Origin of the sequence: Amnibacterium sp., assembly GCF_051956055.1 — a bacterium.
In the GTDB taxonomy this organism is placed as follows: Bacteria; Actinomycetota; Actinomycetes; order Actinomycetales; family Microbacteriaceae; genus Amnibacterium.
In genome coordinates this window covers 1-22,448 of record NZ_JBQCGC010000022.1, presented here as the reverse complement: position 1 = coordinate 22,448, position 22,448 = coordinate 1, and the positions used below count along the sequence as shown (strand labels likewise).

Annotated in this window: 24 protein-coding genes; 6 read left to right on the top strand and 18 right to left on the bottom strand. The window is 72.9% G+C overall.

Going from position 1 to position 22,448, the window contains the following annotated elements; all coding sequences use genetic code 11:
- A partial coding sequence (locus ACTHLI_RS03320) for an ADP-ribosylglycohydrolase family protein (protein WP_440181478.1) occupies positions 1–576 on the top strand: 576 nt, incomplete at its 5' end.
- Positions 573–1,439 carry a PfkB family carbohydrate kinase gene (locus ACTHLI_RS03315; protein WP_440181476.1) on the top strand — a complete coding sequence of 289 codons (867 nt, stop codon included), beginning with the start codon at positions 573–575 and terminating at the stop codon, positions 1,437–1,439. The genes ACTHLI_RS03320 and ACTHLI_RS03315, both read left to right, overlap by 4 nt.
- Positions 1,440–1,477: 38 nt before the next feature.
- Here ACTHLI_RS03315 and ACTHLI_RS03310 read toward each other — a convergent pair whose 3' ends face one another.
- From ACTHLI_RS03310 to ACTHLI_RS03295, 4 genes are all read right to left on the bottom strand, one after another.
- A complete protein-coding gene (locus ACTHLI_RS03310; RefSeq protein WP_440181475.1) occupies positions 1,478–1,933 on the bottom strand; it encodes a DUF3817 domain-containing protein in 456 nt (151 codons plus the stop codon).
- Between the two features lie 23 nt (positions 1,934–1,956).
- Complete coding sequence (locus ACTHLI_RS03305; RefSeq protein ID WP_440181474.1) at positions 1,957–2,772, bottom strand: SURF1 family protein; 816 nt, start codon at positions 2,770–2,772, stop codon at positions 1,957–1,959.
- A complete protein-coding gene (locus ACTHLI_RS03300; RefSeq protein ID WP_440181483.1) occupies positions 2,769–4,427 on the bottom strand; it encodes a glycerol-3-phosphate dehydrogenase/oxidase in 1,659 nt (552 codons plus the stop codon). Before ACTHLI_RS03300 ends, ACTHLI_RS03305 begins: the two co-directional genes overlap by 4 nt.
- Before the next feature lie 243 nt (positions 4,428–4,670).
- Positions 4,671–5,786, bottom strand: coding sequence for a GuaB3 family IMP dehydrogenase-related protein (locus tag ACTHLI_RS03295; protein ID WP_440181481.1), 1,116 nt, complete (start codon positions 5,784–5,786; stop codon positions 4,671–4,673).
- A 99-nt stretch (positions 5,787–5,885) separates the two neighbouring features.
- On the opposite strand from ACTHLI_RS03295, the gene ACTHLI_RS03290 reads away from it, so the two are divergent.
- Positions 5,886–7,190 (top strand): nucleotide disphospho-sugar-binding domain-containing protein, encoded by a 1,305-nt coding sequence (locus ACTHLI_RS03290; protein WP_440181472.1) that lies wholly within the window; start codon positions 5,886–5,888, stop codon positions 7,188–7,190.
- A gap of 127 nt (positions 7,191–7,317) precedes the next feature.
- On the opposite strand, the gene guaB is transcribed toward ACTHLI_RS03290, so the two are convergent.
- From guaB to ACTHLI_RS03260, 6 genes are all read right to left on the bottom strand, one after another.
- Entirely contained in the window at positions 7,318–8,817 is a 1,500-nt protein-coding gene (gene guaB, locus ACTHLI_RS03285) for an IMP dehydrogenase (protein ID WP_440181471.1), read from the bottom strand.
- Positions 8,818–8,914: 97 nt separating this feature from the next.
- The gene (locus ACTHLI_RS03280; RefSeq protein ID WP_440181469.1) at positions 8,915–9,691 is read right to left on the bottom strand and encodes an ABC transporter ATP-binding protein; all 777 of its coding nucleotides are present in this window, start codon (positions 9,689–9,691) and stop codon (positions 8,915–8,917) included.
- Positions 9,691–10,680, bottom strand: coding sequence for an ABC transporter ATP-binding protein (locus ACTHLI_RS03275; protein WP_440181468.1), 990 nt, complete (start codon positions 10,678–10,680; stop codon positions 9,691–9,693). Before ACTHLI_RS03275 ends, ACTHLI_RS03280 begins: the two co-directional genes overlap by 1 nt.
- Positions 10,673–11,662: a branched-chain amino acid ABC transporter permease gene (locus tag ACTHLI_RS03270; RefSeq protein ID WP_440181466.1), complete on the bottom strand. Its 990-nt coding sequence runs from the start codon at positions 11,660–11,662 to the stop codon at positions 10,673–10,675. The genes ACTHLI_RS03275 and ACTHLI_RS03270 overlap by 8 nt, the downstream gene beginning before the upstream one ends.
- Positions 11,663–11,677: 15 nt before the next feature.
- On the bottom strand, positions 11,678–12,916 hold the full coding sequence (locus ACTHLI_RS03265) for a branched-chain amino acid ABC transporter permease (RefSeq protein ID WP_440181465.1): 1,239 nt from the start codon (positions 12,914–12,916) through the stop codon (positions 11,678–11,680).
- A 216-nt stretch (positions 12,917–13,132) separates the two neighbouring features.
- A complete protein-coding gene (locus ACTHLI_RS03260; RefSeq protein ID WP_440181463.1) occupies positions 13,133–14,476 on the bottom strand; it encodes an ABC transporter substrate-binding protein in 1,344 nt (447 codons plus the stop codon).
- Positions 14,477–14,679: 203 nt separating this feature from the next.
- On the opposite strand from ACTHLI_RS03260, the gene ACTHLI_RS03255 reads away from it, so the two are divergent.
- Entirely contained in the window at positions 14,680–15,066 is a 387-nt protein-coding gene (locus ACTHLI_RS03255) for a hypothetical protein (RefSeq protein WP_440181462.1), read from the top strand.
- A 3-nt stretch (positions 15,067–15,069) separates the two neighbouring features.
- On the opposite strand, the gene rarD is transcribed toward ACTHLI_RS03255, so the two are convergent.
- Both rarD and groES read right to left on the bottom strand, forming a co-directional pair.
- Complete coding sequence (gene rarD, locus ACTHLI_RS03250) at positions 15,070–15,978, bottom strand: EamA family transporter RarD (RefSeq protein ID WP_440181460.1); 909 nt, start codon at positions 15,976–15,978, stop codon at positions 15,070–15,072.
- A 77-nt stretch (positions 15,979–16,055) separates the two neighbouring features.
- Positions 16,056–16,352 (bottom strand): co-chaperone GroES, encoded by a 297-nt coding sequence (gene groES, locus ACTHLI_RS03245; protein ID WP_133764920.1) that lies wholly within the window; start codon positions 16,350–16,352, stop codon positions 16,056–16,058.
- A 137-nt stretch (positions 16,353–16,489) separates the two neighbouring features.
- On the opposite strand from groES, the gene ACTHLI_RS03240 reads away from it, so the two are divergent.
- Positions 16,490–17,701, top strand: a complete 1,212-nt coding sequence (locus tag ACTHLI_RS03240) for a THUMP-like domain-containing protein (protein WP_440181459.1) — start codon at positions 16,490–16,492, stop codon at positions 17,699–17,701.
- Here the strand turns inward: ACTHLI_RS03240 and ACTHLI_RS03235 are convergent.
- The 4 genes from ACTHLI_RS03235 to tsaB all read right to left on the bottom strand — a co-directional run bounded on the left by ACTHLI_RS03235 (position 17,683) and on the right by tsaB (position 20,178).
- Positions 17,683–17,982 carry a DUF4190 domain-containing protein gene (locus tag ACTHLI_RS03235; RefSeq protein WP_440181457.1) on the bottom strand — a complete coding sequence of 100 codons (300 nt, stop codon included), beginning with the start codon at positions 17,980–17,982 and terminating at the stop codon, positions 17,683–17,685. The two genes, ACTHLI_RS03240 and ACTHLI_RS03235, sit on opposite strands and share 19 nt — an antisense overlap.
- Before the next feature lie 74 nt (positions 17,983–18,056).
- Entirely contained in the window at positions 18,057–19,124 is a 1,068-nt protein-coding gene (gene tsaD, locus ACTHLI_RS03230; protein WP_440181455.1) for a tRNA (adenosine(37)-N6)-threonylcarbamoyltransferase complex transferase subunit TsaD, read from the bottom strand.
- Positions 19,121–19,576 carry a ribosomal protein S18-alanine N-acetyltransferase gene (gene rimI, locus ACTHLI_RS03225; RefSeq protein WP_440181453.1) on the bottom strand — a complete coding sequence of 152 codons (456 nt, stop codon included), beginning with the start codon at positions 19,574–19,576 and terminating at the stop codon, positions 19,121–19,123. Before rimI ends, tsaD begins: the two co-directional genes overlap by 4 nt.
- On the bottom strand, positions 19,573–20,178 hold the full coding sequence (gene tsaB / locus ACTHLI_RS03220; protein WP_440181451.1) for a tRNA (adenosine(37)-N6)-threonylcarbamoyltransferase complex dimerization subunit type 1 TsaB: 606 nt from the start codon (positions 20,176–20,178) through the stop codon (positions 19,573–19,575). Before tsaB ends, rimI begins: the two co-directional genes overlap by 4 nt.
- Positions 20,179–20,225: 47 nt before the next feature.
- Between tsaB and ACTHLI_RS03215 the strand changes: the two genes are divergently transcribed.
- Positions 20,226–20,774, top strand: coding sequence for a hypothetical protein (locus ACTHLI_RS03215; RefSeq protein ID WP_440181449.1), 549 nt, complete (start codon positions 20,226–20,228; stop codon positions 20,772–20,774).
- A 17-nt stretch (positions 20,775–20,791) separates the two neighbouring features.
- Here the strand turns inward: ACTHLI_RS03215 and tsaE are convergent, their stop codons facing one another.
- Complete coding sequence (gene tsaE, locus ACTHLI_RS03210) at positions 20,792–21,205, bottom strand: tRNA (adenosine(37)-N6)-threonylcarbamoyltransferase complex ATPase subunit type 1 TsaE (RefSeq protein ID WP_440181479.1); 414 nt, start codon at positions 21,203–21,205, stop codon at positions 20,792–20,794.
- Between the two features lie 32 nt (positions 21,206–21,237).
- Positions 21,238–22,305: an alanine racemase gene (gene alr, locus ACTHLI_RS03205; protein WP_440181448.1), complete on the bottom strand. Its 1,068-nt coding sequence runs from the start codon at positions 22,303–22,305 to the stop codon at positions 21,238–21,240.
- Positions 22,306–22,448: the final 143 nt, after the last annotated feature.

Here is a 22,448-nt window from a genome sequence, read left to right as displayed (position 1 = left end):
GCGATGCGCATCGCGCCCGTGGGGATCGCCCGCTCCGCCGCCGATCTCGAGCGCTTCGTCGACGCGGTCGAGGAGGCGTGCCTGGTCACCCACCACACGTCGCTCGCGATCGCCGGAGCGGCCGCGGTCGCGGCGGTGGTGAGCGCCGGGGTGGACGGGCTCCCCCTGCCGGCCGCCGTGGCGCTCGGCCTCACCGCGGCGGAGTCCGGCGCCCGACGGGGATGCTGGGTCGCGGGCGGCGCGGTCGCGGCCCGGATCGCCTGGGCCGCCGAGCTCACGGCCGGCGCGGCCGCGATCGACCGTGTCGTCGCGCTGATCGGCACGAGCCTCGCGACGCAGGAGTCGGTGCCCGCCGCCTTCGCCGTGCTGCTGCTGCACCCGGAGGACCCGTGGGAGGCGTGCTGCACCGCCGCCTCCCTCGGCGGCGACAGCGACACGATCGCCGCGATGACCGGCGCGATGGCCGGGGCGCTGCACGGCGCCGCCGCGTTCCCCGCCGAGGCGGTCGCCACGGTGCTCGAGGTCAACGACCTCGGCCTGGAGGAGCGGGTCGACGCCCTGCTGGCGCTCCGATGAGCGGCCGCGCCGTCAGCACCGGCAACGCGCTCGTCGACGTCGTGGCCGCCGTGCCGCGCCTGCCCGAGCGCGGCGGCGACGTGCTCGCCGCCGCCGGGCGGCTGGAGGTGGGCGGCGGCGGATTCCGCGCGCTCGCCGCGGCGCGCGCGGCCGGCGCGGACGCGCTGTTCCTCGGGCGGATCGGGACCGGACCGTTCGGCGACCTCGTCCGCGGCGCGCTCGCGGCACTCGACGTCCCCGCACCGCTGGCACCCGTGCCCGGGCTGGACACGGGATTCGCGATGACGGCGATCGAACCGGACGGCGAGCGGACGTTCGTGACCGTGGCGGGCGCCGAGTCCGCCGAGCCGGCGCTCGAGGACGTCGTCCTCGACCCCGCCGACGTCGTGCACGTGCACGGCTACGGGCTCGTGCAGCCCGCGCGAGGGCCCGCGCTCGCGGCGTTCGTGCTCGGGCTGCCCGAAGCGGTGACGGTCGTCCTCGATCCGGGACCGTTCGGCGCGGACGCGGACCCGGAGGTCCTCGCGCGGCTCCTCCCCCGCGTCGACTGGTGGAGCGGGAGCATCGCGGAGGCGCGGGCGGCGACCGGGCTCGGGGACGCGGAGGCGGCCGCCGGTCTGCTGGCCGGTACGGTCCGCCGCGGGGCCGTGGTCCGGCAGGGCGCGGACGGGTGCCTCGTCGCGCTGCGAGGCGGACGGCCGACCCGGCTCCCCGCGGTCGACGTGCTGGTCGTGGAGACGAACGGCGCCGGGGACACGCACGTGGGCACGTTCCTCGCGGGCCTGCTCCGCGGCCGGGCACCGCTCGATGCGGCCCGCGACGCGAACGAGGCCGCCGCTGCGTTCATCTCCGGGTCACGCTGACGCGATCGGAGCCCGCGCGGTCGGGCGGGTGGCGCGCGTCAGGCCGGCGCGGAGGCCGCGACCTGCTCCTCGCGCAGCGCGAGGTAGGCGCGCACCTCGCCCTTCACCTTGTGCTCCATCACGAAGCTGAGGGCCGGCACGACGCCGCCGAGGCCGATGATGATGAACCGGGTGATCGGGTACCGCATCACCGTGATGAGCACGAAATCGCTCACCAGGTAGGCGATGAACAGGTAGCCGTGCGTGATGAGCACCGCGAGGCTCAGGTTGAAGCCGCCGACCGACGGCACCTGCTCGGGCGGCACGAACGCCGCCGCACCGAGCGCTCCGCCGACCACCAGCTCGGAGCCGAACACGTACCGGACCACGACCTCGACGCAGACGAGCAGGAGGAAGGTGCCCGTCGCGTAGGCGAAGACCTTGTAGAACAGCAGGCTGCGCCGGATGGTCGGGAAATCCCGCGTCGGCGGGACACGGAGTGGGCTCCAGGGCATGAGGCCCGATGGTAGGCGAAGTTCTACACGCTGTCGTGAACGGGGCGTGACTCGGACTCCGCTCCGGTGGCCTCGGCCTGCTCCTGCTCCCACCGGTCCCGCACCAACCGGTACCAGACGTAGAACGCGGCGAGCGCGAGCAGCACCCACTCCACCGCGTACAGCACGTTGAGCAGGTTCAGCTCGACCTGCTCGCCCGGCCTCGGCGAGTAGATGTCCACGAGCCCGTCGGGCGCCGACGCGAGCGTGAGCACGCCCTCGTAGGTCGGCGCCCCGACGTCCTGCGTCCAGAGGTTGACGAGGCGGGCGGTCGACACCGCGTCGAGGGCGGAAGGATCCCCGGACGCGGAGGGCTCTGCGGCGTCGCTGTCGACGTAGCGGCCGACGAACTCGGTCTCCGCCGGCGGGGTGGCCTTCGCCCGCTCCAGCGCCGCCTTCGCGCCCGCCTCCGTGCGCGTCCAGCCGAGCGCCACCGCGAGCTGGGAGCCGTCGTCGAGCACCGCGTGCCCGACGACCCACCAGCCGCGGTCGCCGCGGTTCAGCCGGTCGCTCGCGATGACGGTGTCGGCCGGCACGAGCCGCCCCCGCGCCTCCGTCTTCTGCCCCACCGACGCGTCCGTCTGCTGGGCGGCGGGCTTCGCGATGCGGGAGAGCGGCACGGTCCGCTCGGTCGCCCGCGCGACGACGGTGCCCTGCTGCACGGCACGGGAGATCTGCCACTGACTGAGCAGGGCGAAGGTGACGGCGACGACGACCGCGACGAGGAGCAGGCCGATCGAGCGCGGCGTGACGAACGCCGCCCGCAGACTCCTGGGTGCTGCGGGCGACGTCACGGTCATACAGCCTGCACGATCTCCGGGGCCTCGAGGCGCACGCGGTCCGCCGACTCGTCGTCGGGCATGGTCTGGCTCTCGCGCTCGGCACGGACGCGCTCGAGGTAGGTGTCGACCTCCAGCTGCTCGTGCTTCGCGTCCCAGCCCAGCACCTCGCCCATCAGCTTGGCCGTGACGGGCGCCGCCGACACCCCGCGGTCCCACGCCTCGATCGAGATGCGGGTGCGGCGGGCGAGCACGTCGTCGACGTGCAGCGCGCCCTCGTGGGTCGTGGCGTACACGATCTCCGCCTGCAGGTAGTCGTCGGCGCCGGGGATCGCCGCGGCGAGCTCGGGCCGCGCGGTGATGAGGTCGATCACCTCCGAGGTGAGCGTCCCGTACCGGTTGAGCAGGTGCTCGACCCGAGCCGTGTGCAGCCCGGTGCGCGCCGCGATCGCCGCGCGCTGGTTCCAGGCCGCCTGGTACCCCTCTGCGCCGATCAGCGCGATGTCCTCCGTCACCGACTTCGGCACGCGCTCGTCGAGCGCGGAGGCCGCGGTGTCGATCGCGTCCTTCGCCATCACCCGGTAGGTGGTCCACTTGCCGCCGGCGATGACGACGAGGCCGGGCACGACGTGGGCGACGTAGTGCTCGCGGGAGAGCTGGCTCGTCTCCTCGCTCTCACCGGCGAGCAGCGGCCGGAGGCCGGCGTACACGCCCTCGACGTCCTCCCGCGTGAGGGGGACCGCGAGCACCTCGTTCACGTGGTCGAGGATGTAGTCGATGTCCTTCGCGGTCGCCGCGGGGTGCGCCTTGTCGAGGTGCCAGTCCGTGTCGGTCGTGCCGACGAGCCAGTGGCGGCCCCACGGGATCACGAACAGCACGCTCTTCTCGGTCCGGAGGATCATGCCCATCGTCGAGCGGATGCGGTCCCTCGGCACCACGAGGTGGACGCCTTTCGAGGCGCGGACGTGCACCTGTCCGCGCTCGCCGACGAGCGCCTGCGTGTCGTCCGTCCAGACGCCCGTGGCGTTCACGATCTGCTTCGCGCGGATCTGGAAGCGCTCACCGGTCTCGAGGTCGTGCGCGTCGACGCCGACGACCCGCTCGCCGACCTTGATGAACCCCTCCACCCGGACCCGGGTGGCGACGTGGGCGCCGTAGTACGACGCGGTCCGCGCCACGGTGGCGCCGTAGCGGGCGTCGTCGACCTGGGCGTCGAAGTAGGTCATGCCGCCGACCATCGCGCCCTTCTTCAGTGAGGGGATCGCCTTGTACAGCTGGCGGCGGCTGAGGTGCCGGTGGTGCGGGACGCCCGGCGGCCGGCCGCCCGTCCAGCTGAACGCGTCGTACATCGCCATGCCGGCCCCGATGTAGGCGCGCTCCCACACGCGGTGGGTCAGCGGGAAGAGGAACTTCACCGGCTTCACGAGGTGCGGGGCGATCCGCTGCAGCAGCAGACCGCGCTCGATGAGCGCCTCGCGCACGAGCGCGAAGTTCAGCTGCTCGAGGTAGCGGATGCCGCCGTGCACGAGCTTCGAGGACCGGCTCGACGTGCCGGCCGACCAGTCCCGCGCCTCCACGAGCCCGACGGACAGCCCCCGGGTGACCGCGTCCAGCGCGGAGCCCGTGCCCACGATGCCGCCGCCCACGACCAGGATGTCGAGCTCCTGGTCGCGCATCGCGGCGATCGCCGCGCGCCGCTGCGCCGGGCCGAGCCCGCTCGCTCCCGAGGCCGCCACGGGCGCCACCTCGTCGTCGGACCTGACCGGGTTCCTCGTCGCCACCGCGCGCCTCCCACTGCGTCCGTGCCCGCGGTCCTGGTGCGGACCGCGTGCCGTGCTTCGGGCTGGGAGAGTACCTGCGCATCCTTCCGCGCCGATCCGACGGCGGCGGATCTGCACGGATGTTCACGCGGCCGCGGCTCAGCCCCCGTACGGCGAGACGACGACCTCCACGCGCTGGAACTCCTTGATGTCCGAATAGCCGGTGGTGGCCATCGAGCGGCGCAGCGCACCCGCCAGGTTCACCGTGCCGTCGGGCCGGTGGGCCGGCCCGAACAGCAGCTGCTCGAGCGGCGCGGCCTGGCCCACCCAGACGCGGCGCCCGCGCGGGAGCTGCTCGTGGTGCGCCTCCAGCCCCCAGTGCCAGCCGCCACCCGGTGCACTCGTCGAGCGCGCGAGCGTCGTGCCGAGCATGACGGCGTCGGCGCCCACCGCGATGGCCTTCACGATGTCGCCCGAGTTGCCGAGGCCGCCGTCGGCGATGACGTGCACGTACCGGCCGCCGGACTCGTCGAGGTAGTCGCGGCGCGCACCGGCGACGTCGGCCACGGCGGTCGCCATCGGCGCGTGGATGCCGAGCGAGGTGCGGGTGGTGCTCGCCGCGCCGCCGCCGAACCCGACGAGCACCCCGGCCGCACCGGTGCGCATGAGGTGCAGCGCGGCCGTGTAGGTGGCCGCACCGCCGACGATCACCGGGACGTCGAGCTCGTAGATGAACCGGCGCAGGTCGAGCGGCTCGGTCGACTTCGAGACGTGCTCGGCCGACACCGTCGTGCCCCTGATCACGAACAGGTCGACGCCCGCGTCGATGACGGTCTGCGAGAACTCCTGCGTGCGCTGCGGCGACAGGGCCGCGGCGACGGGGACGCCCGATGCGCGGATCTCCGCGATCCGCGCCGAGATGAGCTCCGCGCGGATGGGCGCGCGGTAGATCTCCTGCATCCGCTGCGTCGCCCGGTCCTCCGGCAGCTCGCGGATCTCCGCGAGCAGCGGCTCCGGGTCCTCGTAGCGCGTCCACAGCCCCTCGAGGCCGAGCACCCCGAGGCCGCCGAGCCGCCCGAACGCGACGGCCGTCGCGGGCGACGTGACCGAGTCCATGGGGGCGGAGAGGAACGGCACCTCGAACTGGAAGGCGTCGATCGACCAGGTGGTCGAGACGTCCTCGGGGTCCCTGGTGCGCCTGGACGGCACCACCGCCACGTCGTCGAACGCGTAGACCCGCCGCGCGCGCTTCGCCCGGCCGATCTCGAAGTCCATGCTCACGGTCGGCAACCCTATCGACGGGGGCCGTGCGGGCCCCGGACTGGGGGCTCCCCGAGCCGGGGAGCCCCTGCGCCCGCAGGGAAGAGTGGACGCGTGGCCAGGGTCCTCTTCACGAGCTCACGGCAGGACGGGTTCGTGCTGCCGCTGCTCCAGCTCACCCGGGCCATGGTCTCCCGCGGCGACGAGGTGTGGTTCCTGTGCGGGGAGGCCTTCCGCGACCGCATCGAGGCCGCCGGCGCACGCTTCGTGCGGCTGCCCTACGACGGCGAGGTCGACCCGGGCGCCGGATCGGGCGGCCCGGAGCCCGTCCGGGGCGGCGTGCGGGAGATGACGGAGATGCTGCGCTCCCTCTTCCTCGACACCGTGGAGGCGGACTTCCGGACGGTGCTCGAGCTGCACCGCAGCCTGCACCTCGACCTCGTGGTCACCGAGCAGCTCTTCATCGGCAGCAGCGCCATCGGGCTGCTGCCGCGTGCGGAACGACCCGCGATCCTCACCCTCGGCCTCGTCCCCCTCCCGTTCTTCAGCCCGGACGTGGCACCCTTCGGCACCGGCATCACCCCCATGGACGGCCCGCTCAACGTGCTGCGGAACCGGGCGATGCAGGCCGTCGTGGACACCTTCGCGCTCGCCGACATCCGGCGGGCGTTCACCACGACCATCGAGCGACTGACCGGCGTGCATCCCGGGGGACGGCTGTTCGACCTCGGCCTGTCGACCGACGTGTGGGCGCAGGTGAGCGTGCCGCAGTTCGAGTACCCGCGGCGCCGCATCCCGGAGCAGGTGCGCTACGTCGGTCCGCTGCCGGCCCCCTCCGCCTTTCCCCTGCCCGACTGGTGGGACTACCGCGAGCGGCGGCGCATCGTGCACGTCACGCAGGGCACCTACGCGAACCAGGACCCCACGGCGCTGATCGTGCCCACCATCCGCGGGCTGGCGGAGGAGGACGTGCTGGTGGTCGCGACGACGGGCGGGCCGTCCCCCGCCACCGTCGCGCAGGCGTACGGGGGGCCGCTGCCCGAGAACGTGCGGGTCGAGCGGTTCATGCCGTACGACCATCTGCTGCGCGCCGCGCACGTGATGGTCACGAACGGCGGCTTCGGTGCCGTGCACCACGCCCTGCGCCACGGGCTCCCGCTCGTCGTGGCGGGCACCACGGAGGACAAGCTCGAGGTGAACGCGCGCGTCCGCTTCTCCGGCGCCGGCGTGGACCTCCGCGAGCAGCGCCCCTCCCCCGATGCGGTGCGCGCCGCGGTCCTGCACGTGCTCGACGACCGCGCGCAGTTCCGCCGGGCCGCCGCCCGCCTCGCCCGCGCGATCGCGGACACCGACGCGATCGCGTCGCTCCTCGCGATCGCGGACGAGCTGATCGCCGCAACTCCGACCCGCTCCTCCTGAGCACGTCAGCAGGCTGATCCCGCTTCGGCGGGCCGAGACGGGGCGCTCTGGCCTGCCCGAGCACGACCGGCCTGCCGACGTGCTCGGTGCGGCGGCCGGTCGGGCGGGTGAGGGCGACCGGAGGAGGTCAGCGACGGTAGTTGGGCGCCTCCACGACCATCTGCACGTCGTGCGGGTGCGACTCCTTGAGGCCCGCTGCCGTGATGCGCACGAACCGGCCGCGCTCCTTCAGCTCCGGGATCGTCCTGCCACCGACGTAGAACATCGACTGCCGGAGGCCGCCGAGCAGCTGGTAGACGACGCTGCCGACCGGGCCCCGGTAGGGCACCTGGCCCTCGATGCCTTCGGCGATCAGCTGCTCGTCGGAGGGGACGTCCGCCTGGAAGTAGCGGTCGCGCGAGTACGACGTCTTCTTGCCGCGGGTCTGCAGGGCCCCGAGCGACCCCATGCCGCGGTAGGTCTTGAACTGCTTGCCGTTGACGTAGATCAGGTCGCCGGGGCTCTCGTCCGTGCCCGCGAGCAGCGAGCCGAGCATCACGGACTCCGCACCCGCGACGAGCGCCTTCGCGATGTCGCCCGAGTACTGCAGCCCGCCGTCGGCGATCACCGGCACACCGGCCGCCCTGGCCGCGAGGGACGCCTCGTACACGGCGGTCACCTGGGGCACGCCGACGCCCGCGACCACGCGGGTGGTGCAGATGGAGCCGGGGCCCACCCCGACCTTCACCGCGTCCACGCCGGCGTCGATGAGCGCCTGGGCGCCGCTGCGCGTCGCCACGTTGCCGCCGATCACGTCGACGTGCGCCGCACGCGGCTCCGCCTTCAGGCGCCGGATGATGTCGAGCACCCCCGCGCTGTCGCCGTTCGCGGTGTCGACGACGAGGATGTCCACCCCCGCGTCGATCAGGGTCATCGCGCGCTCCCACGCGTCGCCGAAGAAGCCGATCGCCGCGGCCACCCTGAGCCGTCCCGCGTCGTCCTTCGTGGCGTTCGGGTACCGCTCGCTCTTCTCGAAGTCCTTGACCGTGATGAGGCCGGTGAGGCGGCCCTCGTCGTCGACGAGCGGCAGCTTCTCGATGCGGTGCTGCGCGAGCAGGCCGATCGCGTCGTCGGGGTCGACCCCCTCCTTCGCGGTCACGAGCGGCTGCTTCGTCATCACGTCGGCGACGCGCGTGGTCTCCTTCTCGAACGGGGAGACGAACCGGATGTCGCGGTTCGTGACGATGCCGACGAGCTTCCCGTCCGCGTCCACCACCGGCAGGCCGCTCACCCGGAAGTGGCCGCAGAGCCGGTCCACGTCCGCGACGGTCGCGTCGGGCGTCGTGGTCACCGGGTGGGTGATCATCCCCGACTCGCTGCGCTTGACCTGGTCGACCTGGCTCGCCTGGTCCTCGACGGACAGGTTCCGGTGGAGCACGCCGAGGCCGCCCTGCCGGGCCATGGCTATGGCCATCCTCGACTCGGTGACCGTGTCCATCGCCGACGAGATCAGCGGCGACGCGATCCGGATGTTCCGCGTGAGGCGGGTGGACGTGTCGGCCTCGCTGGGGATCACGTCCGTGTGCCCGGGCAGGAGCATCACGTCGTCGTAGGTGAGTCCCAGAAGCCCGAACGGATCGTCTGCCATGCATCCCCCAAACCGGTGATTCGCCCGGGAATTCCCCGTGCAGCCATGGTAGGGGCGCGCGGCCCCTCCCTGCCGCCCGTCCGGCCGCGGGCCGGGGTCAGGCGGGCAGGTCGTCCCCGGTCAGCTCGTCGACGTCCTTCGCGAGGGTGCCGAGGTAGAGCTCGATGACCTTCGGGTCGTCCGCGAGCTCGTGACCGGTGCCGGTGTAGGAGTTGCGCCCCTGGTCGAGCACGTAGCCGCGGTCGCAGATCTGCAGGCAGCGCCGAGCGTTCTGCTCGACCATCACGACGGTGACGCCCGTGCGGTTGATCTTCCGCGTGCGGATGAAGGTCTCGTCCTGCCGGACCGGCGACAGACCCGCCGACGGCTCGTCGAGCAGCAGCACCTTGGGCTCCATCATGAGCGCGCGTGCCATCGCGACCGACTGCCGCTCGCCGCCCGACAGGCCGCCGGCCCGCTGGCTGCGCCGCTGCGCGAGCACCGGGAACAGGTCGTAGATCGCCTCGAGCCGCTCGCTCAGCTTCTTGGGGCGCAGGAACAGCCCCATCTGCATGTTCTCCTCGATGGTGAGGGAGGGGAACACGTTGTTCGTCTGCGGCACGAACCCGACGCCCGCCTGCACGAGTCGGTTGGCCTTGAAGTTCGTGATGTCCTCGCCGTTCAGGAGCACGTGCCCCGAGCGGACGTTGACGAGGCCGAAGAGCGCCTTCAGCAGCGTCGACTTGCCCGCGCCGTTCGGCCCGATGATGCCGATGAGCTCGCCCGGGTACGCCTGCAGGCTGCAGTCGTTGAGGATGTTGACGCCCGGGAGGTAGCCCGCGTCGAGGTGCTGGGCGTCGATGACGGGTCCGTCGTTGCCGGTGTACGCGACCATCAGGCCTTCTTCCCCGCCCGCTCGGCGTCCTCGGCCGCCTCGGCCGCCTCGAAGTCCTCGTCGAGCACGCTGTCGTCGCCGAGGTCCTGGTCGTGGTGCGACCCGAGGTAGGCGTCGACGACCGCCTGGTGCTGCATGACCGTCGCGGGCACGCCCTCGGCGACGACCCGTCCCTCCGCCATCACCACCACCCAGTCGGAGATGTGCCGCACCATGTGCATGTCGTGCTCGACGAAGAGCACCGTGGTGCCCCGGTCGCGCAGGTCCTGGATGTGCCCGAGCAGCGACTGGGTGAGGGCGGGGTTCACCCCCGCCATCGGCTCGTCGAGCATGATCATCGCCGGGTCGCTCATCAGCGCCCGCGCCATCTCGAGCAGTTTCCGCTGGCCCCCGGAGAGGCTGCCGGCGTAGTCCTTCTGCTTCGATTCGAGCTTGAAGCGGGTGAGCAGCTCCACCGCCTTCTCGCGGATCTCCGCCTCCCGCTTGCGCCACGTGGGGCGCGCGAGCGCGGCGAGCATGCGCTCGCCCGGCTGGTCCTTCGCCCCGAGCAGCATGTTGTCCATCACCGTCATCGCCGACAGCGCCTTGGTGAGCTGGAACGTCCGCACCATGCCGGCCTGCGCGACCCGGAAGGCGCTGGTGGCGCCCAGGCTCCTGCCCTGGAACCGCCAGGACGCGAACGGCCCCTCGCCCCCTCCGAACGCGGGCTTCGCGGAGGAGGGCTTGTCGAAGCCGGTGATGAGGTTGAAGAACGTCGTCTTGCCGGCGCCGTTCGGGCCGATGAGGGCGGTGATCGCGCCGCGCTGCACCTCGAGGTGGTCGACGTCGACGGCCGTCATGCCGCCGAACCGGCGCACCACGTGGTCGACCGTGAGGATCGGCTGCGGCTTCGCGCTCCCGGGCTCCTGCTGCACGTCGGCGAGCTTCGCCCGCAGCGCCGCCCGGTCGTAGTCGTAGCCGTCCTGGGTCCAGCCGTTCTCGTCAGGCACCGAAGCTCAGCTCCTTCTTGTTCCCGAGGATCCCCTGCGGCCGGAAGATCACCAGCAGCATGAGCCCCACCCCGACCAGGATGTAGGTGAACTCGGGGATCTGCTGCTGGTTCATGATCGACGACGGCACGAACTGCGTCACGACGTCCTGCAGCCACACCACGAAGATGAAGTAGAGGAAGCTGCCGAGCACCGGGCCGAGCACCGTCGCCGCCCCGCCGAGGAGCAGCGTCGTGTACAGCAGGAAGGTCGTCGTGCGGCCGAGCGCATCCGGCTGCACGGAGGCGCCGAGCGCGAAGACCATGCCACCGAGCGCACCGATCACACCCCCGAGCACGAGGCTCTGGATCTTGTAGAGGTAGACGTTCTTCCCGAGGCTCCTGACCGCGTCCTCGTCCTCGCGGATGCCGCGGATCGTGCGGCCCCACGGGCTGCGGAAGAGCAGGAAGACGACCAGCGCGCACAGTGCGGCGACCGCCCACCCGACGAGGCTCAGCCACCACGAGTTGCCTGCGCTGTACGGGTACGTCCACGGCCCGATGGTGAACAGGCCGGACTTCGGGAACGGCGACAGCGCGATGAACTCGCCCGAGTAGCGGGATCCGGCGATGCCCGCCACGCCGCCCGTGACGGGGGCCAGGGACTGGTCGCCGCCGACGATCCGGATGATCTCGGCGGCGGCGATCGTGACGATCGCGAGGTAGTCGCCCCGCAGCCGCAGCGTCGGGATGCCGAGGATCAGCGCGAACAGCGCGGCAGCCGCCAACCCCACGATGACGCCCAGCCACAGCGGGCCGCCGAACTCGATGGTGATCGCGAGACCGTATGCGCCGAGCAGCATGAAGCCGGCTTGACCGATGTTGACGAGGCCCGTGTACCCGAAGTGCACGTTGAGCCCGATCGCCGCGATCGCGAACGCCGCGGTGGTCGCCGAGATGATCGCGGCGCCGCCGTCCTGGAAGAGGGTGAAGAGGAAGTTCATGATGGGCCTTCCGCGTCAGCCGACGCGCTCCTTCCGGCCGAGGATGCCCTGCGGCCGGAACACCAGCACGAGGATCAGGATGAGCAGGGCGGTCGCGTACTTCACGTTGTTCGAGAGGAACAGCGTCGACAGCTGCACGACCAGGCCGATCACGATCGAGCCGACGAGGGCGCCGAACGCGGTGCCGAGGCCGCCGAGGGTGACCGCCGCGAACATGAGCAGGAGCAGCTGGACGCCGGTGCTCCACTGGATGCCGCCGTACACGAGCGCGTACAGCGCCCCGGAGAGCGCGGCGAGGCCCATCGCGACGGTCCACACCAGTCGGATCACGCGGTCGACGTCGATGCCCGATGCGGCGGCGAGCGCCCGGTTGTCCGAGACCGCCCGCGCGGCGCGCCCGATGCGGGTGCGCTGCAGCACGAGGCCGACGGCGACCAGCGCGACGATCGAGACGAGCATCGACCAGTAGGCGGCCGGCGTGATGTCGAGCGGACCGGTGTTCAGCTGGATCCCGGTCGACACCGACAGCACCTGCGAGCCGAAGAAGTACTGGAAGACGTACTCGGCCGCGAACGACAGGCCGATCGTGACGACCATCAGCTGGGTCAGGCCCAGACCGCGCTTGCGGAGCGGTCCCCAGATGAGCCGGTCCTGGAAGTAGCCGGTCGCGGCGCCGACGACGATCGCGATGAGGGCCGCGAGGACGAACGGCAGCCCCAGCACCGTGCCGAACAGGTAGGCCATGAACCCGCCGAGGGTCACCTGCTCGGCGTGCGCGAAGTTCGACAGCCCGGTCGTGCCGTAGATCAACGAGAGGCCGATCGAGGCGAGCGCGAGCAGGAGCCCGAGGAGCAGTCCCTGGGCCGCGCGCTGCCAGGCGAGGCCCGCGAAGGTCGTGGGCACGGTGCTGGTGGTCGCCTGCGAGCCCTTGAAGCTCCCGGACAGCTGGAAGAACGCGGCCCGGAGCGCGCCGACGACCGCCTGCACCTTGCGCTCGGTCACCTGCGCCTTCACGCCCGCCGGCAGCGTCGAGGTCTTGAGGGTCAGGGTGTAGAGGCCGTTCTGGCTGACCTTGAACGCGAAGTGCCCCTCCGCGTCCGTGGCGGTGGTCGCCTGATCGCTGCCGGCGTCGCTCATCGTGATCGTGACGCCCTTGACGCCGTTGCCGTTGCCGTCGTTCAGGGTGCCCGCGACGCAGCCGAGGTTCGGGTCGACCGTGCATCTCGGCACCGCGACGATGCGGGCGCTCTGCACGACGGTGTCGCTGGGCGAAGGGCTAGGACTCGGGGAGGCGGCGGACGCCGGGCCTCCGATGAGCAGGACGGCGCCGGCGGTGAGTGCTGCGGCGCCGAGGAGTCGGTGGATGGCGGTGCGGGTTCGGGAACTCGAGCGCACGGGGTTCCTTCCGGTCGTCGGCGGTACGGGACCGGGGCCCGGCATGCGCGGCCGGGCCCCGGTCCTCTGGGTGGATCAGCCCTTGACGGAGTTCAGGAACTTCGACGGGGCCTTGCCGACGTACTGGTAGATCGAGATGTAGCCGCTGGACGGGTCGTGACCCGCGTTCAGCGGGCCGATGCCCGAGGGACCCTCGTAGTGGATGTTCTTCGTGCCGCTCTTGATGAGCTTCAGGCAGTCCGCGTACGACTTGCACGCGGTGCCGTTCGTCGAGCCGGTCACCGGGAGGATGTTCTTCTGGATGCTCGCCGGGCTCGAGTCACCGGCGATGTCCGCCGCGAGCGCCATGATCGTGACCGCGTCGTACGACTCGGCCGCGTAGCCCCAGGCGTCGACCTTGCCGTTCTCGTTCTTCTGGTACCAGCCCTGCAGGAGCGCCTTGAACGAGTCGGACGGGTTCACGCCCTGGGTCGAGCCCTTGGCGCCGGTGAGGTCCGGGATGCCCTTGGTCGCGCTGTAGTCGTTCAGGTTGCCGTCGACGAAGTACACCTTCTTCATCGACCAGCCGGCCGAGGCGAGCGCCGGGAGGATCTGCGCCGTCTGGTCGAAGGCGTCGATGATGATCGCGTCCGGCTTGGTCGCGAGCACCGCGGAGACCTCGGAGCTGAAGTTCGTCTCGGTCGAGGGGAACTCCTGGTTCTTGCCCTGCGCACCGTAGGTCACCGTGCCGCCCGCGCCCTCGATCGACTTCTGGATCGAGTTGCGGAGGTTCGTGCCGTACGAGTCGTTGAAGACGAGGATGCCGACCTTGCTGTTGCCGTCCTGGACGACCTGCTGGCCGAGCGCGTTGCCCTCGACCGCGTTCGGCGGGGCGTCGCGGAAGTACCACGGCGAGATGCCGGTCAGCTTGTCGTCGGTGTTCGCCGGGGAGAACATCACCGTGGACTGCGCGGCGACCGTCGGGAGGACGGCCTCGCTGACGCTCGAGGACTCGGCACCGAGGATGGCGCCGACCTTCGCTGCGAGCAGCTTCTTGATGTTCTGCTGGCCGATGGTCGGGTGATCGGTGTCGCTCGAGTCGGTCGAGATGATGCAGGGCGCCGTGCCGTTGACGCCGCCCGCCTTCGCGATCTCCGACAGCGCCTGGCCTGCGCCGGCGACCGCGGCGGGGCCGAGGGAGGCGAGCGAACCGGTCAGGGGCAGGAAGGTGCCCAGCTTGAACGTCGTCTTGTTGTCCTCGCTGCCCGAGCAGGTCGAGACGGCGGTGAGGGCCGTCCCGGACGCTGCCGCCGAGGACGACGAGGCCGAGGAGGTCGACGTGGACCCCGAGGTGGAGGAGCAGGCGGCGAGCGCGATGACGGCCGTCGCTCCGATCGCGACGACCGCGAGCCCGCGGCGCGTGCGGAGGGTTCCAGGCATGCGGATCCTTACTTCTGGCGTGTGATGGCAGCCGTGCCGAGGTCGGCACAGACCGAAAACGTATGCAGGTGGTGTTCCGAGCATGTTTCCAGGATGGGTCTTTCGGCCGATTCGTTAGCAATCCGTGACCCGTGGTGTAGCGCCGCTACAACGAGGGGCGCCGACACCTTCCGCGGACCGGAACGAAGGGGTACGGTTCGCCGATGCGGCGGGTCGCGGTGCTGATCGGGTGCTGCCTGCCGCTGCTGCTCACCGCATGCACCGCCGCCTCCTCCGCACCCCGCACGACGCCGGCCGGGCCGCCCGTCTTCCCGCGCGTCGCCGGGCGCGTGCTGTCCACGACGGAGGCCGCGCCCGGGGACTGGGTGATCCGGGTGCGCGTGGCGGACCCGGTCACCGCCTACGAGCGGGCCCGCGCGCTGCTCACCGCGAAGGGCTACCAGTTGACGAACGACGAGCAGGCGGCCGACGGCGGTCAGGGGCAGGCGTGCTCGACGGCGCTGTGCGTGACCTTCTCCGCGCTGGTGCGCCCGGGCACGGGCCCCGTGGTGGAGTACGAGGCGTTCCACTCGACGGGCGTCGTCGGCTGACCGTCAGGCGACGGGTGCGACCGCCGGCCTCCGCGAGCGCCCCCGCACCACGCCCTCGCCGATGAGCACGGCGAGCGCCAGCCAGACCAGCCCGAAGCCGACCCACCGCCCGACCGACATCGCCTCGTGGAGGAACGCGACGCCGATCACGAGCTGCAGGATCGGCGTCAGGTACTGCAGGAACCCGACGACCGAGAGCGGGAGCCGCCTGGTCGAGGCGGCGAACAGCAGCAGGGGCACCGCCGTCCCGATGCCCGCGGACGTGAGCATCAGTGTCGGGAGGACGCCCGCTGCGCCGTACGCCAGCCCGGGGCCCGCGCCCACCAGCACCAGCTCGACGATCGCGACCGGCGTCAGCCACGCCGTCTCGAGCGTGAGCCCGGACACGGCGTCGATCCGCCCCAGCCGCTTCTTCACGAGGCCGTAGCCGCCGAACGAGAGGGCGAGGGCGAGCGAGGTCCAGGGCAGCGCCCCCGCTTCGACCGCGATCACCACGACCGCGACGGCGCTGATGCCGATCGCGACCCACTGACCGGGGCGGAGCCGCTCCCGCAGCACGACGACGCCGAGCAGGATCGTGACGATCGGGTTGATGAAGTAGCCGAGCGCCGCCTCGACCACGTGCCCCGTGGTGGTCGCGAGCACGTAGACGGTCCAGTTCACCCAGATCAGGGCTCCGGCGAGCCCGAACGAGGCGACGGCGCGGCGGTCGCCGAGCACCGCGCGGAAGCGGCGCCACGACCTCGTGACCGCGAGCAGGATCGCGCAGAACACGAGCGAGAAGACGATGCGCCAGGACACGATCTCGAACGCACCCGCCGGACGCATCAGCAGGAAGTAGAGGGGCATCGCGCCCCACAGCAGGTAGGCCCCGACGCCGAAGAGCAACCCCGCGCGCTCACCGGACCTCACCGCTCGAGCCTAGGCGCCGGGAACGACGGACGCCCCGCACCTAGCGGTGCGGGGCGTCCGGTCGAGCGGAGCGCGGCTCAGCGGACGACGACCGCCAGGACGTCGCGCGCGGAGAGGACGAGGTAGTCCTCGCCCGACACCTTGACCTCGGTGCCGCCGTACTTCGAGTAGATGACGCGGTCGCCGACGGCGACGTCGAGCGGGACGCGGTTCCCGTTGTCGTCGATGCGACCCGGGCCCACCGCGACGACCTCGCCCTCCTGGGGCTTCTCCTTCGCGGTGTCGGGGATCACGAGACCCGACGCGGTCGTCTGCTCGGCCTCGACCTGGCTGATCACGATTCGATCCTCGAGCGGCTTGATGGAGACCGACACGGTCCACCTCTGCTTTCCTGAGTGCTTCTACACGTTCGATTGGCACCGGGCGCTACCGAGTGCCAGGCCCTAACACTAGGCGCCCGACTGGCACTCACGCAATGCGAGTGCCAACCGGGCACCCCTACGGTGGTCGGGTGGACCGCAGCGACCTCGAGGCGCTCCTCGACCCCCGTGTCCTCGCCGCGGTCGACGTCGAGTCCCGCGCCGGACAGGTGGACGCCCTGGCCGCGTCCAGCGCCCTGCGACGCGCAGGCTTCACGCCGCAGCAGGCGTCGGTGATCCTCACCCAGGCGGCCCTCCGGCGCCGCGCCAGGGGGAAGTTCGGCGAGTTCGCCGACCGGATGCTCTTCACCAGAGCCGGCCTGGAGCAGGCGACCCGGCTCGACGTCGCCGCACGGCACGCGGCGCGTCTCCGCGCCGCGGGCGCGGGGCTCGTGGCCGACCTCGGCTGCGGGATCGGGGGCGACGCGCTGGCGATCGCCGCCGTCGGGCTGCGGGTGCTCGCCGTCGAACGCGACGAGGTGACGGCGGTGCTGGCGCAGGCCAATCTGGCGCCGTTCCCGGAGGCGGAGGTCGTGGTCGGCGACGCGGAGACGGTCGGGCTCGGCGACGTGGACGCCGCCTGGATCGACCCGGCCAGGCGGACGGCCGGGCACGCGGGCACGAGGCGCGTGGGCCCCGCGGACTACTCGCCGTCCCTCGACTTCGTCGACCGGACCGCTGGACGGATGCCCACGGGCGTGAAGCTCTCGCCCGCGCACGACCGGGGGACGATCCCCCACGACGCCGAGGCGCAGTGGGTGTCCGACCGCGGCGAGGTGGTGGAGCTCGTGCTCTGGCGCGGAGGACTCGCCCGGGACGGCGTGCGCCGGGCCGCGCTGGTGACCGGAGCGGCGGGTACCGCCGAGCTGGTCGCGCCCGCGGACAGCGAGGACGAGCCGGTCGGCCCGCTCGGCGACCACGTGCACGAGCCGGACGGGGCCGTCGTGCGCGCACGGCTCATCGGCGATCTCGCCCGGCGCACGGGCACCCGGCCCGTCGGCCCGGGGATCGCCTACCTCACGGGCGACGGGCCGGTCTCGTCACCGTTCCTGACCTCGTTCGCGGTCCAGGCGGTGCTGCCGTTCGACCGGCAGCGCATCCGGACGGAGCTGCGCGCTCGCGGCGTCGGGCGGCTCGAGATCAAGAAGCGCGGGGTCGACCTCGACCCCGCCGCGTTCCGCAAGGGGCTGGCCCTCCGGGGCGACGAGGAGTCGACCCTGATCGTCACCCGCACGGCCGACCGGCGGGTGGCGCTGCTGTGCCGGCGGGTGGCCGCCGGGGGCCCTCAGGGCGAGGTCGAGTAGCCGTTGTTCGCCAACGTGGCGAACAGCGCGATCCAGGCGATGGTGATGATCAGCCCGAGCAGCGTGAGGACGATGCCGATGATCAGTCCGGCCATCGCGAGGCCGCGCCCGCTCTCACCGGTGCGCTTGATCTGACCGAGGGCGATCGGCCCGCAGATGATGCCGCCGATCGGCACGACGATGCCGAGGATCAGCGCGACGATCGCGAGGGCGTTCGTCCGCTGCGCGGGTGCTCCCGAGTACGGCGTGGACGGCGGCGGGGAGGGCTGGTAGTCGCTCATGGCTCCTCATCGAGGGTGGTGCGTCCATGGTCCCAGCGCGCACGGGTGACCGTCAACGGACATGCGGAGAACGGTCAGGGGATCAGGACCTGCCCGACCGGCAGGGTCGAGTCCACCCCGAACCCGCTGCCGCTCGGCGCCGCTCCCGCCTCCACGAGCCGCGCACCGAGCCCGGCGATCATCGCGCCGTTGTCGGTGCAGAGGTCGAAGGGCGGGATGCGCAGGCGGACGCCCGCGGCCGCCGCCCGCTCGGTCGCGACGTCGCGCAGCCGGCGGTTGGCGACCACGCCGCCGCCGAGCAGCAGCCGGGGCACGCCGGTCTCCGCGCACGCGTCGAGCGCCTTGGTGACGAGCACGTCGACCACCGCCTCCCGGAACGACGCGGCCACGTCCCCGATCGCGAGCGCGGCGCCGTCGGCCTCCGCCCGCTCGACGTGCCGGGCGACCGCGGTCTTCAGGCCCGAGAACGAGAAGTCGAAGCGGTGCCGCGCGCGGTCCTTGGGTGCGGTCAGCCCGCGCGGGAAGCGGATCGCGGCCGGATCGCCGTCGGCGGCCGCGCGATCGATGGACGGGCCGCCCGGGTACGGCAGGCCGAGCAGCCGCGCGGTCTTGTCGAACGCCTCCCCCGCGGCGTCGTCGAGCGTCTCCCCGAGCAGCTCCACGTCGTCGACGAGGTCGCGGACGAGCAGGAGGGACGTGTGGCCTCCTGAGACGAGCAGCGCGACCGTCGGCAGCTCGACCGGAACGGCCTCGGCGCCCCTCGCGTGCAGCTGATCCGCGGTGACGTGCCCGACGAGGTGGTTCACCCCGTACAGCGGCTTGCCGGCGGTCACCGCGAGCGCCTTCGCCGCGCCGACGCCCACCATCAGCGCGCCGGCGAGGCCCGGCCCCGCGGTGACGGCGATCGCGTCGAGATCGGCGATGCCGACCCCCGCGACCTCGAGGGCGCGCTCGAGCGTCGGGCGCATCGCCTCGAGGTGCGCGCGCGCGGCGATCTCCGGCACCACCCCGCCGTAGCGGGCCTGCTCGTCGACGGACGACGCGATCACGTTGGCCAGCACCTCGCGCCCGCGCACGACACCGACCCCGGTCTCGTCGCAGGAGCTCTCGATGCCGAGCACCAGCGGCGCCGACGCGCTCATGCCGACCTCCCGAGGTCGAGGCGCATCACGATCGCGTCCACGCCGTCCGGCTGGTAGTAGCGGGGCCTGCGCCCCACGGCGCGGAAGCCGCGGGTCTCGTACAGCCGCTGCGCGACGGGGTTGTCCGCGCGCACCTCGAGGAACACGCGACCCGCTCCCCGCTCGGCGGCCGTCTCGAGCATCCGCCCGAGCAGGCTCGCGCCGACGCCCTCGCCGCGGTGCGCCTCCTCGACGGCGATGGTGAGCACGTCCGCGTCGCCGCTGCCCGCGGGCGCGAGCACCGCCCCGTAGCCGACCACGCGGTCCGCCTCCTCCGCCACGAAGGCGTCGCCGGTCGCGAACGTCTCGCGCATCGCCGCCTCCGACCACGCGTCGGTGGGGAAGCTCGCCCGCTCGATCGCCATCACCGCGTCGAGGTCCTCCGCCCCGGCGGTGCGCACCTCGGCGCTCATCCGAGCACCGACTTCCGCGCGGTCGCGATCGTCACGTCCGGGCTGCGGAGATAGCGCGCCGCAGGCCCCTCCGGCGCGATGCCCGCGGTGCGCCGCAGCGCCGCGACCGCGCCGATGAGACCGGCGTCGACCACCCCGACAACATGCGGCAGGGCGGGGAGGTCCGCCTCCGCTCCGACCGTCGGCTCCCCGTCCCGCACGGGCAGCCCCGCCGCGTCGAGCCGCCGGTAGACGGTCGCGAAGCGCTCCCGCCGCTTCGCGTCGGCGACCACGACGAACGGGACGGCCATCCCTCGCCGCACCGCCGCGAGCGCCACCGCATCGTGGCTGAGCACGGGCAGCTCGACGGCGCCGAGCACGAGCGCCGCGGTGCGCGCCGCGGCCATGCCCACGCGCAGCCCGGTGAAGGGGCCGGGACCGACGCCGTACGCGACCGCGTCGATCTGCGGGCGCCCGGCCTCGTCGAGCACGGCCTCGAGCATCGGGCCGATGTGCTCCGCGTGGCCCCGGACGTCCTCGTCGAGCAGCGCCGCGACCACGCCGCCGTCCTCGCGCACCACGGCGACCGAGGACGCACCGGAGGTGTCGATCGCGAGCAGCACGGCAGGACAGCCTACGAGGGCCGAGGACGAGGGGATACCGTGCGCGGGTGGAGCGGGACCCCGAGGACGCGGAGGAGCTGCGCCGCCGGCTGTACCGCCCGGGGGCCTCCCCGGACGACCTCGCGTCCTACCTGCGGGCCGCGGAGGGCACCGACGAGCCCGTGGGCGCCCAGGACCCGGTGATCCCCGCGGCGCACCGCACGCCGGGGCGCGCGGTGCTGATCGGGAGCGCCTGCGTCGTCGTGGCCGCGGCGGCCGGCCTGGCGATCGGAGGATTCGGCCCAGGACCGCGGCCGACCCCCACGACCTCACCCACGGTGCGCGTCGTCGCGCAGGGCGACGGCACGTGGACGGTCGGCACCGGGGACGTGCCCGTCCTCGACGGCGGCGACCGGGCCGGTGCCCGCGGCACCTCCGTCCAGGAGGGTCCGGACATGGTCCGGTACACGCTCGACGCGGGCGACCGGGCCGGTGCGGTCGCGGCCCGGTTCGGGCTCTGCCTGGGTGACGTGCTCGTCGCGCTGCCCTACGGGGTGGACCCGGGGTCGCTGCCCGCGGGCGCGACGCTGGAGCTGCACCGCGTCACCACCTGCTGAGTGTCCGCACACTCCGCTCAGACGGCGGGAAGAGCCGCCCAGCGGGGTCCGATGCCCTCGAGCTCGACCGTCCTCGTGTCGTCGGCCGCCCGCTCGATCCGGATCTCGAGCACCGAATCGGCCATGCCGTCGACCATTCCGGCGCCCCATTCGACGATGACGACCGAGGCCTCGAGGTCGAGGTCGAGGTCGTCGAGCTCCGCCGGGGAGCCGAGCCGGTACGCGTCGACGTGCACCAGCGGCGGCCCGCCCACGAGGGAGGGGTGCGTGCGGGCGAGCACGAAGGTCGGGCTGCTGACCGGCCCCCGCACGCCGAGCCCCTCCCCGATGCCGCGGGTGAGCGTCGTCTTGCCCGCGCCGAGCGGGCCCGTGAGCACCACCAGATCGCCGGCCCGCAGGTCGCGCCCCAGCCGGACGCCGAGCTCGTGCATCGCGTCCGCGTCGGGGACCGTGAGCCGCTCGATCACACGGGCTCCCGGAGGACGCGCGGGCCGATGCGCGTGACGATCTCGTAGCCGATCGTGTCGGCCCAGCGGCCCCATTCGTCGGCGGAGGGCGCACCGGTCGCCGGGTCGCCGAACAGCACCACCTCGTCGCCGACGCGCACCTCGTCGTCCCCGACGTCGACGAGGAACTGGTCCATCGCGATCCTGCCGCGCACGGGCCGGCGACGACCGCCGAGCAGCACCTCCGCGCGGTTCGAGGCGGCCCGCGGCACCCCGTCGGCGTAGCCGAGCGGCACGAGCGCGAGCGTGGTCGGCCGCTCCGCGCGCCAGATGTGGTCGTAGGAGACGCCGGCACCCGCCGGGACCCGCCGGACCGCGGCCACCTCGGTCGCGAGCGTCATCGCGGGCCGGAGGCCGTCCGGCACCCGCTCCGGGTCGCCGAACGGCGAGACCCCGTAGATACCGATCCCGCAGCGCACCATCGTGAAGGCCGACTGGTCCCGCATGACGGCAGCCGCGGTGCTCGCCAGATGGAGGAGCACGGGGTCGAGGCCTGCGCCGCGCGCGAGCCGGACGGCATCGGCGAAGCGCTCCTCCGCGAGCGCGTCCTCCTCGGGAGACGTGTTCGCGAGGTGGCTGAACAGTCCCCGCACGCGGAGCGCGCCCTCGCGCTCGAGCGCCGCGGCGGCCTCGAACACCCGGCCCCATTCGCGCGCCTCCACACCGTTGCGGGACAGGCCGGTGTCGAGCTTGATCTGCACGGCCGCGCCGGGAGCGGTGGCCGCGACGCGCTCCACCTGCGCCTCCGACGAGACGCCGAGATCGATGCCCCGGTCCGCGACCGGGCCGAAGTCGGCCTCGGTGTGCAGGAGCCAGGCGAGCAGGGGCGCGTCGATCCCGGCGGCCCGGAGCGCGAGCGCCTCCTCCGGGTCCGCGACCCCGAGCCAGGTCGCGCCGCCGGCGAGCGCCGCCCTGGCGGCCGTCGCCGCCCCGTGCCCGTACCCGTCGGCCTTGACCACGGCCAGGAGCTCCCGCGTGCCGGCCAGGCGCTTGAGCACGCCGACGTTGTGCTCGATCGCCGACACGTCGATCCGAGCACGGCGGACGGGCGCGGCCTCCGAGCGCGAAGGTGTTCCTGGATCCGGGGAACCCGCGCGATCCCCGGATCCAGGGACACCTTCGATGAGGCGCACGGTCAGCCCTCCAGCACGACGAACGCGGACGCGAT